Source organism: Haloarchaeobius sp. FL176 (genome assembly GCF_024609245.1).
Taxonomy (GTDB): Archaea; Halobacteriota; Halobacteria; order Halobacteriales; family Natrialbaceae; genus Haloarchaeobius.
The window spans coordinates 110,891-125,974 of the sequence record NZ_JANJYH010000003.1 but is presented as its reverse complement, the minus strand read 5'-3'; the positions used below and the strand labels follow the sequence as shown (position 1 = coordinate 125,974).

Below are 15,084 nucleotides of genomic sequence, written 5' to 3'. Positions count from 1 at the left end.
CGGGTTCGAGGAAAGATAAAGCGGTCGAGAGCTATCGGGCCCATCGGCGCAGGAGCGAGACGACCGCGAAACCGGCGACCACCCAGAACGCGGGGTTCGCCGTGCGCATCGTCGGGTCATCGACCGGGGTGCTCATCGCCCCGACTGCGCCGATGATACCACCGCCACCGCCATCGCCGCCGCTTGACTCGTCCAGAAGCGGGTTGCCGGTGTCGCTGCCCGCGGCGTCGCTGGACCCACTCCCACCCTCGTTCGCGCCCGAAGCGGGGTCGCCGGCAGGTGCGTCGCTGGCCTGTTGTTGGTCGTCGGACTGCTGGCTCCCGTCGGCAGACTCCCCGCCGTCGTCGCTCCCTGCGCCGACCGAGTCAGTCCCACCCGACTCGTTGCCGGTTGCGTCGTCGCTCGACTCGTTGCCGGTTGCGTTGTCGTCCCCGCCGCTGTCGCTCTCGTTCCCGGAGAGGCTCTCATCCGAGCCGTCGCCCGGTGCGTCGTCGCCGTTCTCGTCGTTGGTGTCGTCGGCACCCCCGCCGTCGCTGTCCTCGCCGCTACTCTCGCCATCGCTCCCGCTGTCACTGCCAGAACTTCCATCGTCACCGCCGGAACTTCCATCGTCACCGCCGGAACTTCCATCGTCACTGCTCTCATCACTGGCAGAACTCCCATCGTCGCCACCTCCTATCTTACCGCCGTCCTCGCCACTGTCATCGCCGTCACTGCCGTCATCGCCTCCGTCGCCACCGTCATTGCCATCACTGCCGTCACCGCCATCGTCACCACTGCTCCCGTCGTCACCGCCGTCACCGCCATCGCCGCCGTCATCGCCACCGCTACCACCGTCGCCACTTTCGACCGTGAGGGTTGTCTCGTTCGTCGCGGTGTTCCGGTCGGCGTCACCAACGAACGCCTGGACCGTCACCTCGCCTGCCGACGTGTCCTCGGGGACTGACAGGGTGACTGTCGGCGATACCGACTGTCCAGCCTCGAGCGACTCCCACGCCCAGCCGACGCCGCGGCCGGCGAACTGCCCGCCGTCGTCGCTGTGTCCCGCGATAGACCAGTTCCGGGGGACCTGCGCCTCCACCTGTGCGTTGCTCGCAGCTTCGTCGCCATCGTTCGTCGCGGTGAACGAGACCGTGACCGTCCCCCCGGGCTCCACGGACCCACCGTCGACGGTGATGTCGAAGGTGACGGTCGCGTGCACGCTCCGTTCGCCGGATTCGCTTGCGGTCGCCAGCGGTGCGAAGGGGAGCGTGCACGCGACGACGACCAGCAGAAGCGCCGCCACTTGGTGTTTCTTCAACATCAATTAATGGCAATTTTAAGTCGTAGTTGTGTTTATATCTTTTTGTCGCGGGGGCGTCATCGCCGACTTCTGACGGAAAGGCTTACGGTGGAACTGTCGGTAGAACTGATGTGGAACGCGTCGAGGTCACGACGGTCATCTACGCCCCGCCAGAACGTGTCTTCGAGTTCCTCGTGGACTTCCCGGGGTACGCGCGCTACTCCGAGTACCTGAAGGACGTACGGCAGAACGGCGACGGCGGTGCCGGGACCCGGTATCAGCTCGAGTTCGCCTGGTGGAATCTGACCTACACCGCACACTCCGAGGTCACGGCCATCGACCGCGCAGAGAGCATCGACTGGCGCATCCTCAAGGACATCGACGCCGTCGGACAGTGGCGCGTCGAGCCAGAGCCCGAATCCGCACCCGAGGGCGAGGACCACGCCTGCAGGGTTCGATTCCTGGTCAAGTACGACCCGGATTCGGCGCGTGCCGGCGATATCAAGATACCGCGATTCGTCTCCATCTCCTGGGTCATCGACAAGGTCAAGCCGAAGATCCGCAGCGAGGCGAAACGCATCGTCGAACGCGTCGTCCGGGACGTCGAGGGACGCCACCGCGATGTCGAGGTGACCATCGACACCAGCGCAGACTGAAACCCGAACCCTCTTGTCACCCCCAGCGGTAGACGCGGGCAACTGGACCAGGGATGTACGTTATCGTAATCGGAGCCGGCGAGGTCGGAAGTAACATCGCGGCGAGCCTGGCTGACTCACACGAGGTGGTCCTCGTCGACCGAGACGGGGACGTGGTCGATTCCCTCACGTACGAACTCGACGTGCTCCCGTTGGAGGGAGACGGCACCTCCCTGGACACGCTGGAGGAGGCGGGTATCGCTCAGGCCGACATGGTCATCGCCTGTACGGATGGCGACGAGACGAACATCGTGGCGTGTGCGACGGCCAGGACAGTCAGCGACGCGTTCACCATCGCCCGCGTGAAGCGCACGGAGTTCCTCGACACCTGGAGCGGGGTCGAGGGCGCCTTCGGCGTCGATTTTATGGTCTGTACGGACCTGCTGACCGCCCAGAGCATCGTCCGCATCGCCGGCTTGCCTGGCGCGCGAGACGTGGACTCCTTCGCCAACGGCTGCGTCCGCATGGCGGAGTTCGAGGTGACCGAGAGCTCGCCCATCGCGAACGAGACGGTCGCCGACGCCGACCGCTTCGAGTCGCTCACGTTCGCGGCCATCCTCCGCGACGGCGACGTGACAATCCCGCGCGGCGAGACCGTCATCGAGGTCGGTGATCAGGTCATCGTCATCGGGAGTCCCGAGAGCGTCCGGCAGTTCGCCCGGTCGCTCACCCCGAGCCCCGACCTCGACGAGATCGACGACGTCTACATCATCGGCGGCAGCGAGATCGGCTTTCAGACCGCTTGGCTGTTCGAGCAGCGGGACATCAAACCGCACATCGTCGAGGCCGACCCAGAGCGCGCCCGCGACCTCGCCGAACAGCTCCCCGGAAGCATCGTCTTCGAGAACGACGCGACCGACGTCGAGTTCCTCTACCAGGAGCACGTCGACGAGGCCGACCTCGTCGTCACCACGCTCGAGTCCGACGAGAAGAACCTCCTCGTCTCGCTGCTGGCCAAGCGCATCGGGGCGGCGCGCACGGTTACCGTCGTCGAGAACGGCCGCTACGTCGACCTGTTCGAGACGGTCGGCGTCGACGTGGCCGTCAACCCACGCGAGGTGACTGCCGAGGAGATCACGCGGTTCACCCGCGAGGAGCACACGGAGAACATCGCCATCATCGAGTCCGACCGCGCGGAGGTACTGGAGATCGAGATCGACGCCGAGAGCATCCTCGCGAACCGGACCATCGCCGACGCGGCCGGGGACCTCCCCGAGGGCGTCGTCATCGGCGCAGTAACTCGTGACGAGCAGTTCATCACGCCGCGCGGGAACACGGTCGTCGAGGTCGGCGATCACGCCGTCGTGTTCGTGGACACGAAAGTGCTGGACGACGTCGTGAGTAGACTATGAAGCTGCGGGTGGACTGGCGGGCGAGCGTGAGCCTCGTCGGCACCGTACTCAAGTACCTCGCCGTCACGATGGTCGTTCCCATCGCCACGGGACTGGTCTACGGCGACGCGTTCGTCCCGTACATCCTCCCGTTCTTCGTGACGGCCGGGCTCGCTGTCGGCCTCGGCACCGTGATGGAGCACCTCGACCCCGACCCGGATATCGGCGCGCGAGAGGGTCTTCTGATGGTCTCGCTCACCTGGATGGCCGTCTCCATCGTCGGTGTCGTCCCGTACGTACTGGAGGGGCTCACCTACCAGAACGGGCAGCTCGTCTACCTCATCGATTCGACGCTGCACCACCCCGACAACGCCCTGTTCGAGTCGATGAGCGGTTTCACGACGACCGGGGCGACGGTGATGGGGACCATCGACCCCACCTACCACTCCCGCGGGCTGATGCTGTGGCGGCAGATGACCCAGTGGCTCGGCGGCATGGGGATCGTCGTCCTCGCGGTCGCCATCCTCCCCGAACTGTCCGTCGGTGGCGCACAGCTGATGGACGCCGAGGCCCCCGGCCCCGGTATCGAGAAGCTGACCCCGCGAATCGCGGAGACGGCGCGTGCGCTGTGGGTCATCTACGCCGGCATCACGCTCGTCGAGATGCTGCTCCTGTACGGACTCTACGAGGCTGGGATGGCCCCGAACATGACCCCGTACAACGCTATCTCTCACGGCTTCACGACGATGTCGACCGGCGGGTTCTCGCCGGAGGCTCGCAGTATCGAGGCGTTCAGCGCGGCGGTCCAGTGGCTCATCGTCCCGTTCATGGTCGCCGCGGGGGCGAGCTTTCCGCTGTTCTGGCACGGCTCGAACGGCGAGTTCGAGAAGTTCCGGGAGGACTCCGAGTTCAAGACGTACGTCGGTATCATGGGTGTGCTCTCGGCCATCGTCGCGGGGTTCCTCTTCGTCGACGTCGGCCTCGCGGATGCGACGACCGAGGCGACGCAAGCGGCCTACCAGAGCGTCGACACGAACCTCCTCCCCCACACGTTCCCCATCGCGGGTGACGTGGAGTCCTCGCTCCGGCACGCGACCTTCCAGGTAGTCTCCATCACGACGACCACCGGCTACGCGACGATGGACTTCACCACCTGGAAGGGGCCGGCGAAGTTCGTCCTCGTGTTCGCGATGTTCGTCGGTGGGTCCGCCGGGTCGACCGGTGGTGGCATCAAGATCGTCCGCTGGCTGGTCATCCTGAAGTCGCTTCGTCGCGAGCTGTTCTCGACGGTCCACCCGAAGGCGGTCCAGCCGGTCAGACTCGGCGGTCGCGTGCTCGACGAACGAGCCATCCGGGGCATCTACGCGTTCACGCTCCTCTACATCGTGATCTTCTTCGTCGCGACGGTCGTGCTCGTCGCCGACGCCGCCTTCAGCGGTCCGACAAGCCTCACCGTCATCGAGGCGATGACAGCTGTCGCCGCCACGCTCGGGAACATCGGGCCGGGACTCGGCGATGTCGGCCCGATGGGAAGCTACATCGACTTCACGGCCCAGGCGAAGCTCTTCATGGTCGTCCTGATGTGGGTCGGCCGGCTCGAGATATTCCCGGTCCTCGTGCTGCTGACGAGGGGCTACTGGCAGTCCTGAGCGCGACGTACATGCCGGGGTTCAAGTAGCAACGCGCGGCCAACGGCGGCGTGCTCTGACGAACCGCCGTCCGTCGGCTCCGCGGGTGCGCGGCACACCGACGGGCGGGCGGCCGTGCCGCCTGTTCGCCCCCTACGGATCCAGTCCCTTCAGTACCGACCGTGCGAGCACCAGCACGGGGATGATCTCCAGCCGGCCGATCCACATGTTGAACAGGAACATCGTCTCCGCGACAGCGGGCATCTCCGGGCCCGTGATGCCCGACGACAGGCCGACGTTCCCCTGCGCGCTGGCGACCTCGAACAGTGCGTCGGAGTAGCTCCCACTGGCAACGTTCACCAGCACGAGACTCGACGCCAGCAGCAGGATGACCCACAGCAGGCTGACGATGGCGGCCTCGGCGAACTCACGGTTCATCGCGTCTGCGTCGAGCCGTCGCCCGTCCAGCTCGGTGCTGACGACGGCGCTCTTCGGCAGGAAAACCCGGGCGAACTGCCACTGGATCCCCTTCGAGACCGTGTAGCCGCGGATGATCTTGATGCCACCGACGGTCGACCCGGCGGCACCGCCGAGTGTCATCGCCACGGAGAGCATGAGCTTCCCGCCGTCGGACCACCGACCGATGGGCGAGGACTGGAAGCCGGTGCAGGAGAGTGCGCTCACCCACTGGAATGTTCCGTCGCGGATGGCGTCGAACTCGGCGGTCGAGAGCGTCGGAACCGGCGACGCCACCGTCGCACGGTACCCTTCGACCGGTAGCTCGACCAGCAGGTTCTGTAGCGAGAGCACCACGATGCCGGCCGCAAGGAGCAACAGCAGCCAGCGCGTCTGGATGTCCTCGTACAGCTCCGAGTACTCCCTGTCGTGGAGCAGGCCGTAGTGGATCGGGAACGCGATTGCGCCGAGCGTCATCACCGGTAGCAGGACCGTCTCGACCAGCGGCGAGTTGTAGGACTCCATCGAACTGTCGGTGACGGAGAATCCACCCGTGGAGAGTCCCGTCATCGCGTGGTTGAGCGCCTGCCAGAACGTCTCGAAGAGCGGCAGGTCCTGGGTCCACCAGAGCGCGACGAAGAGGAGACCGACCGAGAGCAGCGTGTAGCCGACGAATATCTTCCACACCGTCCGGACCGTCGAGACGACCGACGGGTGGATCTTCTCCTCGCGGGCTTCCGAACGGTAGAGCGCGTAACTCCCGCTACCGGGCCGCGAGAGGATGGTAACGGTGAGGACGATGACGCCGACGCCACCGACGTACTGGATGAGCGAGCGCCACCACTGCACCGACCGGGGCAGCGACGGCTCGTGAGCGGCCATCGTCAGTCCGCTCCCGGTCCACCCGCTCATCGACTCGAACATCGCGTGCAGCGGGTTCCGGAAGTAGAGCAGGCTCGACCGGCTCGTCGCACCCGCAACGGTGACCGGGTCCCAGCTCGCCCACGACGGGACGTAGCCCGCCATCGTCGTCACCGGCGTCAGCCAGGCGACGAGGGAGAACGCGACCCCCCCGAAGACGGCGGTCGCGAACCAGCCGCTCGCCGCGATGACCATCCCGTGTTTCATCTTCGGGTCGGGTGCGTCCGCGAACAGCCGCCGACAGCTCTCGCCGACGCCGGCGGCGATGCCGCCCGCGAGCAGGAAGCCGAGCGCGGGCGCAAACTCGCCGAAGACGAGAGCGACGACGACGGTGAGCGACAGCAGCCCCGCCTGCATCAACAGCAGGGTCCCTACGTCGCGCAGGATGACCGCGAGATCAGCCGGAACGCCCGCCACCCGTTGATTCCGTGGCATCTATTTCAGCTCGTGGTCCTCGTAGTGTCCGAACACGTCGGTGACGTCCGGCGTCGCACCCTCCGCGGCGTACACCGTCACCAGGTCGCCGGCCTCGATGCGGGTGTCGCCGCGTGGCGTGATCGGCTTGCCGCTCTCGCCACCGTCTCGTTCGACGGCGACGATGAGGAAGTCGTCCGTCAGCAGCTCGTTCTCGTTCGCCTCCCGGAGCGTCTTGCCGTCGATGGGTGCGCCCGTGTCGACCGTGATCTCGAACACCTCCGCGGTGTCGCCGACCTTCATGTAGTCCTTGAGCGAGGGCCGCTTCACCGCCCGGTAGAGGTACTCCGCGATGAGGCTCTGGGGGTTCTCCATCGTCGTGACGCCGACGCGCTCGAACAGCTTCATGTGCTCGGGGTTGTGGACGACGCTGACGACGGCGGGGACGTCGTGCTCCATCGCGAGCAGAGAAACCATGATGTTTGTCGCGTCCTGGTCGGTGGTCGAGATGAGAGCTTCCGCGCGGTCGATACCGGCTTCCTCGAGCGTCTCGGAGACGGTGGCGTCGGCGTTGAGGACCAGGCAGTCGTAGCGTGTCGCGGCCGCTTCGGCCTTCTCGGGGTTCTTCTCGACCACGACAACCTCGTTCTGGTCGCCCGTGGCGATCTCGATCAGCGGGGTTCCGATGTTCCCCGCACCGACGATAATCACGTACATGCCTGCCCGCTTCCTGCGGGACGAAAGAAAAGCTACCGTTCGGTCGCTACTGTGGGGTCTCGTAGTCGCCACCGTAGCGGAGGAACACGTAGGCGAGCGAGAGGGTCGTCAGCATGGCCGCGACGGTCCCAACCGCGAGCGACATCGCGCTGTCGGGCAGAGACGGGCCGCCACCGCCGGTGGAGGGCGGGGCACCCGTCTCGTTGACGATGATGGTACCCTTCATGCCGAGGCCAGCGTGGGGGTCACACTGGTACTCGTACGTGCCGAGCGTCTCGAACGTGTGCTCGTAGCTGAATCCAGTGTTCTCGGTCGGCATGTGGCCCTCCCACTCGGCACCTTCGGGCACCGACGTGGGGTTGATGTTGTGGTTGTCCGACTCCCACTCGAACGTCACCGTCGTCCCTGGACTGACGTAGAGGGGGTCCTCCGTCCCCGGCGTGTAGACGTAGTCGCCGTTCGGGCCGACCGCGACGGTCGCGCTACCGCCGCCACCGCCGCCTTCGCCCTCCTGTGCGGTTGCGACGCCAGCGGACGCGGCGGCCGCCGTCGCGCCGGCCGCTCCCTGCAGGAATCGCCGACGCGAGACCGGTGTGTCTGAGTCCATAGCCGGAGGTTAGGGATGCCCCGTACTCAATTCTTCGATACGGGTCACAGCGTGTAGTCGTGCGACCCGTCCTCGTGCTCGAGGAAGGCAGCGGTGAGTTCGATGGTCCCCGAGATGTCGTCGGCGTGCGCGACCTCGGTGGGTGTGTGGAGGTACCGCGTCGGGATGGAGACCGCACCGACCGGAACCGAGCCGTGTGCGCGCTGGAGACCACCGGTATCGGTGCCGCCCGTGGGGAGCACCTCGAACTGGTGCTCGATCCCCTCCTGCTCGGCCACCTCGCGCAGCCGGCGGTGTACCTTCCGGTTCGTGATGACCGAAGAGTCCTTGAGCTTGATGGCGGTCCCTGCACCGAGGTCGGTCACGTGGTCGTACTCGTCGAAGTCGCTGAGGTCGTTCGCGACGGTCGTGTCGAGCGCCAGCGCGAGGTCCGGGTCGAGGTCGACGCCGATGGTCTGTGCACCGCGGAGCCCGACCTCCTCCTGGACGGTGGCGACGAAGTGGATCGTCGCGGTCGGGTCCTCGATGCGGCGCGCGAGTTCGAGCAGCGCGAAGACGGAGACGCGGTTGTCGATGGATTTGCCGGAGATGCAGTCACCGAGCGGCTGGGTGCGCTGGTCCATGGTGACCAGGTCACCGACGTCGACGCGCTCCTCGACCTCGTCGGTCGGGAGGCCGACGTCGACGCGCACGTCGTGGACGTCGCGTTCGTCGTCGTCCTCGCTGCCGCCGGTGTGTGGCGGCACGGAGCCGATGACGCCCGGCAGTTTCCCCTGTTCGGTCTGGACGACGACGCGCTGGGCGCGGAGCACCTCGGGGTCCCAGCCACCGAGGGCGTCGATGGCCAGGAACCCCTTCTCGTCGACCCGGCGCACCATGAAGCCGATCTCGTCCATGTGGGCGGCGACGACGACCTCGTGGTCGCTCTCGCCCTCGACGGTACCGACGACGTTGCCCATCGCGTCGCTCTCGAGGCGGTCGGCCTCGTCGTCGAGCTCGCGCCGGACGATGTCGCGGACGTTGCCCTCGTAGCCGGGCGGGCCGTGGGTCTCGGTGAGTTCGACGAGCAGTTCGTAGTCGAAGTCGTACGGAACCATGACACCGAATCACGGTCGCGCGGACAAAAGCGAGTCGGAAGCGGCCGTCCGGGAAGCGCTGCCCTGCCGGGCGCTGGCTGTCAGCGACGGAGCCGTGCGAACCGACCGACTGAGAGCCGGTGGAGCAGGTCGCGCTTGATGAGGGCGAAGCCGGCGAAGATGACGACGAAGCCGAGCAGCGTGGTCCCGTCGACGACGCTCCCGAGGACGAACCAGGCGACGACGGTCGCGACGACGGGTTCGAGGTAGCCGACGAGGTTGAGTTCCGTGGGGCCGAGTCGCTCCAGCAGCTCGAAGTAGAGCAGGAAGGCGACGACGCCGGAGGCGAGTGCGAGGTACGCGAGTGACGCGATGGCTGTCCCCGTCCACTCGATGGCCAGCAGAGACTCGCCCCGGGCCGCGCTGCCGACGTGGAGGATGGCCGCGCCGACGAGCATCGCCCATGCCTGCTTCGTCTGCACCGGCAGTCCGGTGTCGAGCGGGCGCGTCAGCACCGAGCCGAGGGCGAAGCTCGTCCCGGCACAGAACACGAGGAGCACGCCGATCAGGCTGGACGAGAGCGCGGTGCCGGGTTCGGGCTGGACCACGACGACGACGCCCGCGATGCCGACGAGGAAACCGACCGCGCCGAGGGGCTGGAGCGGGTCGTCGACGTCCAGCACGCTCCCGAAGCCCGCGGTGAGGATGGGCGAGAGGCTGATGACGACGGCGGCGACCGCGCCGGAGACGTGCTGTTCGCCGAGGTAGAGGAGCGCGTGGTAGGCAGCGAAGACGAACAGCGCCGTGACGGCGGTCTGAAGCCACTCCGTCCGCCCGCGAGGCCGCCATCGGTCGACCGACCGAACCGCGTACGCGAGAACGAGTACACCGGCCACGTCGTACCGAAGCGCGGCGAACAGGAGCGGGGGGAAGTGGTGGAGTCCGATCTCGATGGCGACGAACGACGCACCCCAGAGGGTGGCTAACAGTACGAACAGTCCACTCGTATCTGGGATTGCCTTCGACTGAATCGTGTCTAGCATAGTGAAATCTGCAACTGTTCGTGTATAAAAAGGAATCGGGTCAAACGCTCTGAACTGCCAATTCTATTGTATAGGTGCAGATATAATCGAAACGAGTTCGAAATAATAGATAGAAATAAAATATCTAACCGAACCTCCCCGTGCCAAACCTTCTTTAGCACGCCACCGCACGGGGCAATCATGGACGAGCGCGACATCAGGCTCCTGAAGGCAATCGCCGACCTGGGAACCGGGAGCCCGGACAAGCTCCACGAGGAGACCGGGATTCCGGTGTCGACGATCCACTATCGGCTGAACAACCTTCGAGAGGACGGCATCGTCGAGAACGACCTCTACGACCTCGACCTCGACGAGTTCGGGTTGAGCGTCACGGTCATCGTCGAGGTGCTCGCGGATTACAGCGGCACGCATTCCGAGGTAGCCGATGGCATCCGGGAGATCGAGGGCGTGACACAGGTGTTCTCGACGATGGGTGAGACGGACTTCATCGCCATCGCACGTGTCGGGGACGCCGACATGGTCGGCGACCTGATACGTTCGTTCGAGGAGGTACCGGAGATCGAGCGCACGAACTCGACGTACGTGATCGACACGCTCTGGGACGACGCTCGCGGGCTCGAGAGCTACAGTCTGGAGACGCTGCTGGCGGAGTTCACGGACGACTGAGAAACCTGGCGGGGGTCGAGACGACCGAGGAACGGACCGTCAGTGGCCGACCTGGGGGTCCTCGGGGAGCTGCCGGCGCTGCTCGCGCAGCTGACGGGGCATCTCCTCGTAGACGTGCTCGAACATCTCTTCGGGCTCGTAGCCGGTGTGCTCCTCGGCGGCCTCGACGGCCCGGGCGACCTCCTCGGTGGCCCACTGCTCGACGGCGTCCTGGTCCTCGTCGGACCAGCCGAACTCCTCCTCGAGATACGTCCGGGACCGGTCGAGCGGGTCCTCCTGGAGCCAGTCCGCCGCGTCGTCCTCGTCGCGGTAGACCGACGGGTCGTCCGTCGTCGTGTGCGCGCCGCGGCGGTACGTGACGGCCTCGACGAGCGTCGGGCCGCCGCCGTTCTTGGCCTTCTCGAGCGCATCGGTCACGACGTCGTGGACGGCGAACACGTCGTTGCCGTCGACGCGGACGCCCTCGAAGCCGTACGCCTGAGCCTTCTGTGCGATGGTGGCGCTGGCGGTCTGGCGCTCGCGCGGCACCGAGATGGCATAGCCGTTGTTCTGACAGAAGAACACCGTGGGGGTGTCGAAGACGCCGGCGAAGTTCATCCCCTCGTGGAAGTCGCCCTCGGAGGTCGCACCGTCGCCGAAGGAGACCAGAGAGGCGACGTCGTCGCCCTTGTACTTCGCCGCCATGCCGACACCGACGGCGTGGGGCATCTGGGTCGCGATGGGAATCGAGCTGGTGAACGTGGTGAGGTCGTCGCCGTCCTCGCGGTCGACGTACTGGCCGTCGCCGAGGAGGTGGAGCAGGACCTCGCGAAGGTCGATGCCGCGCTCGACGAACATCGCGTGGTCCCTGTAGGTGGGGAACAGGTAGTCCGAGTCGGCCATGGCGGAAGCCGCGCCGACCTGTGCCGCCTCCTGCCCGCGCATCGGCGCGTACGTGCCGATGCGACCCTGCCGGTGGAGGCTGATCGCTTTCTCGTCGAATGTCCGTGCGAGTACCATGGACTCGTAGAGCGCTTTCGCTGCTGTCTCCCCGAGCTGGCGATCTCCGACGGCGGAGCCGCCCGGCGACATCACACGGACCAGGTTTTCAGCCTCACTTGACATTGTAGTTCACCTGAGAGTCTATCGGACAATTGGCCCTATACGTAATAAAACATCGCCCCGACTCTGCGTTGGTGTGAAATTTATTGCCTTGTTTATAAGCTATCTGGAATCCGGCCAGAATTCGTCGACGAACCTCGGCAGTAATCTGACGAATCGTAACTCGTGTGTCGGAGTCACAATCCTTACGCGGGGCCGCATCGAGTGGCGGGTATGAGCAACTGGATCGGTCGGACCTTCACGAGCGACACCGGGTGGGAGCACCTCGAGACGCTGGTCGACATCGGCGACCGGATGGCCGGGAGCGAGGGCGAACGGGCCGCCGCGGCGGCGACACGGGACGCACTCGCCGAGGCGGGCGCACGCGACGCACACCTCGACGAGTTCGAGATACAGGGCTGGGAGCGCGGCGACAGCGCGATCCGTGCCGACGGCGCGACGTACGCCGAGGCGCACGAGTGCATCGCGTTGCCGCGCAGCCCCGCCGCCGAGGTTTCGGGTACCCTCGTCGACCTCGGCCACGGCCTCCCGGAGGACTTCGAGGAGACAGACTGCGACGGGAAGGTCGTCGTCACCCGCAGCGACGTGCCCGACCACTACGACCGCTACCTCCACCGCCGGGAAAAGTACTACCACGCCGTCGAGGCCGGCGCAGCGGCCTTCGTCTACCGCAATCACGTCGAGGGCTGTCTCCCCCCAACCGGCTCCGTGGGGACCGACGAATCCCCCGTCGGCGACATCCCGGCAGTCGGTGTCTCCGCCGAGACCGGTGCCCAGCTGGTCCGTCGCCACGAGGACGACGACCTCACCGTCTCGGTCACCGCCGAGACGTCCGCGGCGACCAGCCAGAACGTTCACGCCGAACTCGGCCCAGAGACCGACGACGTGGTCTACGTCACCAGCCACGTCGACGCCCACGACATCTCGACCGGCGCGATGGACAACGGTGCCGGCACCGCGATGGTCGTCGAGCTCGCCCGCATCCTCGCGGAGCTCGAGTCCGACCTCGAGACCCGCGTCCGCTTCGTCGCCTTCGGTGCCGAGGAGGTCGGCCTCGTCGGCTCCGCGTACGAGGCGGACCGGGTCGACCTCGACGACGTGAAGGCCGTCGTCAACGCCGACGGCGTCGCCAAAGGTCGTGACCTCGCGCTCCACACCCACGGCTTCGATGCACTCGAGGACGCCGCCGAGGCCGTCGCCGACCGCTTCGAACACCCCGTCGAGACCGTCCCGAAGCTCGGCCCCCACAGCGACCACTGGCCGTTCACCCAGTGGGGCGTCCCGGGCTACCACGCCTACGGCAAGAGCGAGGGCTCGGGCCGCGGCTGGGGCCACACCCACGCCGACACCCTCGACAAGCTCCAGGTTCGGGACCTCCGCGAGCAGGCCATCCTGCTGGGCGCGCTCACGGTCCACGTCGCGGCCGAGGCCGTCGAGATTCCGCACAAGGAGCCCGACGAGATCGCCGAGGCGCTCGAGGACGAGGACCTCGCGGAGGGCATGAAGATCACCGGCGACTGGCCGTACGACGAGAACTGAGCCGGCCACGGTTCCCGCTTCGCCGCCCGGGGTTTAGGAAAGACGTGAACGGTTCACCACCGCCGTGCGAGTGGCGGAGCGTGAGGGGTCGTGCTGTCGGGGCCACCGTCCGGTCCTCGTGGACTCACCTGAGTCCCACAGCAGCCGGTGCTTTCTGTGCGTTTTCGACACTCTCCGTCTACACGCTACCAGCACCACTGCAGTCAGGAGCGAGTTGTAGCCTTTTTGTCGGCGCGGGCGCGAGTACTCCGCATGGAGAGTGCCGCCCGCGACAGCGACGAGCCGCCGACCGTCGGCGTCGTCGGGACCCAGGAGGAGACGGTCGAACGCATCAGGACCGCCGTCTCGAAGGCAAACGCGGTCCCGCTGGCCGGCGACGCCGCCAGCGTCGGTGACGCCGCGTTCGTCGTCGCGGTGGGCGAGCGGGCGCTCGGGGACCTCGCGACCGCTGCGGTCGACGTCCCGGTGCTGCCCGTCGCTGCCGGCGGCGGAGTTCGGTCGGTCGCAGCCGACGCGGCGACGACAGCCATCAGGGCCGTCCTCGAGGACGACGTCCCACGAACCACGCGGCGCGGGTTCGCGGTCCACGTCGGCGACGAGCGGCACGACGCCGTCTTCGACGTGACGCTCGTGACGACCGAACCCGCACGCATCTCGGAGTATCGCGTCGCCGCTGACGGCGACGAGGTCAGCCAGTTCCGCGCTGACGGCGTCGTCGTCGCTACCCCGGCGGGCACCCACGGCTACGCCCGCGCGGCCGGCGCACCGGTCGTCGCCGGCGGCACGGCGGTCGCCACCGTCGTGCCGATCGCCCCGTTTGCCATCGACACCGACCACTGGGTCGTCTCCCAGGAGGACGTGGTCCTGTCCGTCGAGCGCGACGAAGGGAGCGTCTCGTTGCTTGTCGACGACCGCCCCGCCGGCACGGTCGACCCTGCGGTACCGGTTCGCCTGTCGCCCGGGCACGAACTGAAGATTCTCTGCCCGCCACAGAGCGAGCCACCGTGGTAGCCAGCTTTGGAAAAACTCTAATGTCCTAACGTCCGAGGTTGGAGTATGGACCCTAACGTGATGCTCGGCCCGGTCGACCAGCTCGGGCGCGAAGTCGTCTCAGGCGTGTTGGTGATCGAGTTCGTCCTGCTCGGACTCGTCGTCGCCAACATGCTGACCCGTTTCCTCGCGTACCGCCGCAACGTCGCGGAAGCAGCCGAGGAGGACGTGGAGTCGCTGAGCCGCCACCCGCTGCACGAAGCGACGAACGTGTTGCTCCTGCTCGGGACGTTCTACTACACGACCGTCGCCCCTCACGGCGGCATCGTCCTCTCGATGTTCGTCGTCGGCCTCGTCATCGCCGACGTCTTCGAACACGAGGTCCGTAGCGTGGACCTCCGCAAGGACGACAAGCCCCGGGCGCCGAAGGGCGCGCTCGGTATCTCCGCCTTCGCGCTGGCCTACGCCGGCTTCCAGTCCCTGTTCTTCCTCGTCTCGGACTACTGGGGCGCCATCATCTGAGGCCGTCCCGTCGTTCGTCTTCCACAGCACATCCAGCCGCTAGCTCGGCTGCCGAGTCTTTCCTGACGGGCGTCCAGTCTCCTTTGAGCATGACGA

14 protein-coding genes are annotated in these 15,084 nt (G+C 66.7%); 7 read left to right on the top strand and 7 right to left on the bottom strand.

Annotation, left to right across the window (positions count from 1 at the left end):
- Positions 1-31: 31 nt before the first annotated feature.
- Complete coding sequence (locus NO978_RS06745; RefSeq protein WP_257298789.1) at positions 32-1,303, bottom strand: DUF11 domain-containing protein; 1,272 nt, start codon at positions 1,301-1,303, stop codon at positions 32-34.
- A gap of 110 nt (positions 1,304-1,413) precedes the next feature.
- On the opposite strand from NO978_RS06745, the gene NO978_RS06740 reads away from it, so the two are divergent.
- From NO978_RS06740 to NO978_RS06730, 3 genes are read left to right on the top strand one after another with little or no spacing between them, the layout of a single operon-like run.
- Positions 1,414-1,938: an SRPBCC family protein gene (locus NO978_RS06740; RefSeq protein WP_257298788.1), complete on the top strand. Its 525-nt coding sequence runs from the start codon at positions 1,414-1,416 to the stop codon at positions 1,936-1,938.
- Between the two features lie 53 nt (positions 1,939-1,991).
- Positions 1,992-3,329 carry a Trk system potassium transporter TrkA gene (trkA, locus tag NO978_RS06735; protein WP_257298787.1) on the top strand — a complete coding sequence of 446 codons (1,338 nt, stop codon included), beginning with the start codon at positions 1,992-1,994 and terminating at the stop codon, positions 3,327-3,329.
- Positions 3,326-4,957 (top strand): TrkH family potassium uptake protein, encoded by a 1,632-nt coding sequence (locus tag NO978_RS06730; RefSeq protein WP_257298786.1) that lies wholly within the window; start codon positions 3,326-3,328, stop codon positions 4,955-4,957. Before trkA ends, NO978_RS06730 begins: the two co-directional genes overlap by 4 nt.
- Positions 4,958-5,089: 132 nt before the next feature.
- On the opposite strand, the gene NO978_RS06725 is transcribed toward NO978_RS06730, so the two are convergent.
- From NO978_RS06725 to NO978_RS06705, 5 genes are all read right to left on the bottom strand, one after another.
- The gene (locus NO978_RS06725; RefSeq protein ID WP_257298785.1) at positions 5,090-6,748 is read right to left on the bottom strand and encodes a TrkH family potassium uptake protein; all 1,659 of its coding nucleotides are present in this window, start codon (positions 6,746-6,748) and stop codon (positions 5,090-5,092) included.
- Positions 6,749-7,444, bottom strand: coding sequence for a TrkA family potassium uptake protein (locus NO978_RS06720; protein ID WP_257298784.1), 696 nt, complete (start codon positions 7,442-7,444; stop codon positions 6,749-6,751).
- Positions 7,445-7,490: 46 nt separating this feature from the next.
- A complete protein-coding gene (locus NO978_RS06715; protein ID WP_257298783.1) occupies positions 7,491-8,051 on the bottom strand; it encodes a plastocyanin/azurin family copper-binding protein in 561 nt (186 codons plus the stop codon).
- A 44-nt stretch (positions 8,052-8,095) separates the two neighbouring features.
- A complete protein-coding gene (locus NO978_RS06710; protein WP_257298782.1) occupies positions 8,096-9,148 on the bottom strand; it encodes a M42 family metallopeptidase in 1,053 nt (350 codons plus the stop codon).
- An 80-nt stretch (positions 9,149-9,228) separates the two neighbouring features.
- A complete protein-coding gene (locus NO978_RS06705) occupies positions 9,229-10,170 on the bottom strand; it encodes a DMT family transporter (protein WP_257298781.1) in 942 nt (313 codons plus the stop codon).
- A gap of 180 nt (positions 10,171-10,350) precedes the next feature.
- Here NO978_RS06705 and NO978_RS06700 point away from each other — a divergent pair, with 180 nt between their 5' ends.
- Positions 10,351-10,836: an Lrp/AsnC family transcriptional regulator gene (locus tag NO978_RS06700; protein ID WP_257298780.1), complete on the top strand. Its 486-nt coding sequence runs from the start codon at positions 10,351-10,353 to the stop codon at positions 10,834-10,836.
- Between the two features lie 39 nt (positions 10,837-10,875).
- On the opposite strand, the gene pdhA is transcribed toward NO978_RS06700, so the two are convergent.
- Positions 10,876-11,940 (bottom strand): pyruvate dehydrogenase (acetyl-transferring) E1 component subunit alpha, encoded by a 1,065-nt coding sequence (gene pdhA / locus NO978_RS06695; protein ID WP_257298779.1) that lies wholly within the window; start codon positions 11,938-11,940, stop codon positions 10,876-10,878.
- A gap of 210 nt (positions 11,941-12,150) precedes the next feature.
- Between pdhA and NO978_RS06690 the strand changes: the two genes are divergently transcribed.
- The 3 genes from NO978_RS06690 (at position 12,151) to NO978_RS06680 (ending at position 14,988) form a co-directional block, all read left to right on the top strand.
- Positions 12,151-13,476, top strand: coding sequence for a M28 family metallopeptidase (locus tag NO978_RS06690; RefSeq protein ID WP_257298778.1), 1,326 nt, complete (start codon positions 12,151-12,153; stop codon positions 13,474-13,476).
- A gap of 252 nt (positions 13,477-13,728) precedes the next feature.
- Positions 13,729-14,487, top strand: a complete 759-nt coding sequence (locus tag NO978_RS06685; RefSeq protein ID WP_257298777.1) for an ATP-NAD kinase — start codon at positions 13,729-13,731, stop codon at positions 14,485-14,487.
- A 45-nt stretch (positions 14,488-14,532) separates the two neighbouring features.
- Complete coding sequence (locus tag NO978_RS06680; RefSeq protein ID WP_257298776.1) at positions 14,533-14,988, top strand: hypothetical protein; 456 nt, start codon at positions 14,533-14,535, stop codon at positions 14,986-14,988.
- Positions 14,989-15,084: the final 96 nt, after the last annotated feature.

Excerpts from the sequence above, each read along its gene's own strand:
- NO978_RS06745 (WP_257298789.1), bottom strand. The coding sequence starts at position 1,303 with ATGTTGAAGAAACACCAAGTGGCGGCGCTTCTGCTGGTCGTCGTCGCG.
- trkA (WP_257298787.1), top strand. The coding sequence starts at position 1,992 with ATGTACGTTATCGTAATCGGAGCCGGCGAGGTCGGAAGTAACATCGCG.
- NO978_RS06730 (WP_257298786.1), top strand. The coding sequence starts at position 3,326 with ATGAAGCTGCGGGTGGACTGGCGGGCGAGCGTGAGCCTCGTCGGCACC.
- NO978_RS06725 (WP_257298785.1), bottom strand. The coding sequence starts at position 6,748 with ATGCCACGGAATCAACGGGTGGCGGGCGTTCCGGCTGATCTCGCGGTC.
- NO978_RS06720 (WP_257298784.1), bottom strand. The coding sequence starts at position 7,444 with ATGTACGTGATTATCGTCGGTGCGGGGAACATCGGAACCCCGCTGATC.
- NO978_RS06715 (WP_257298783.1), bottom strand. The coding sequence starts at position 8,051 with ATGGACTCAGACACACCGGTCTCGCGTCGGCGATTCCTGCAGGGAGCG.
- NO978_RS06710 (WP_257298782.1), bottom strand. The coding sequence starts at position 9,148 with ATGGTTCCGTACGACTTCGACTACGAACTGCTCGTCGAACTCACCGAG.
- NO978_RS06705 (WP_257298781.1), bottom strand. The coding sequence starts at position 10,170 with ATGCTAGACACGATTCAGTCGAAGGCAATCCCAGATACGAGTGGACTG.
- NO978_RS06700 (WP_257298780.1), top strand. The coding sequence starts at position 10,351 with ATGGACGAGCGCGACATCAGGCTCCTGAAGGCAATCGCCGACCTGGGA.
- pdhA (WP_257298779.1), bottom strand. The coding sequence starts at position 11,940 with ATGTCAAGTGAGGCTGAAAACCTGGTCCGTGTGATGTCGCCGGGCGGC.
- NO978_RS06690 (WP_257298778.1), top strand. The coding sequence starts at position 12,151 with ATGAGCAACTGGATCGGTCGGACCTTCACGAGCGACACCGGGTGGGAG.
- NO978_RS06685 (WP_257298777.1), top strand. The coding sequence starts at position 13,729 with ATGGAGAGTGCCGCCCGCGACAGCGACGAGCCGCCGACCGTCGGCGTC.
- NO978_RS06680 (WP_257298776.1), top strand. The coding sequence starts at position 14,533 with ATGGACCCTAACGTGATGCTCGGCCCGGTCGACCAGCTCGGGCGCGAA.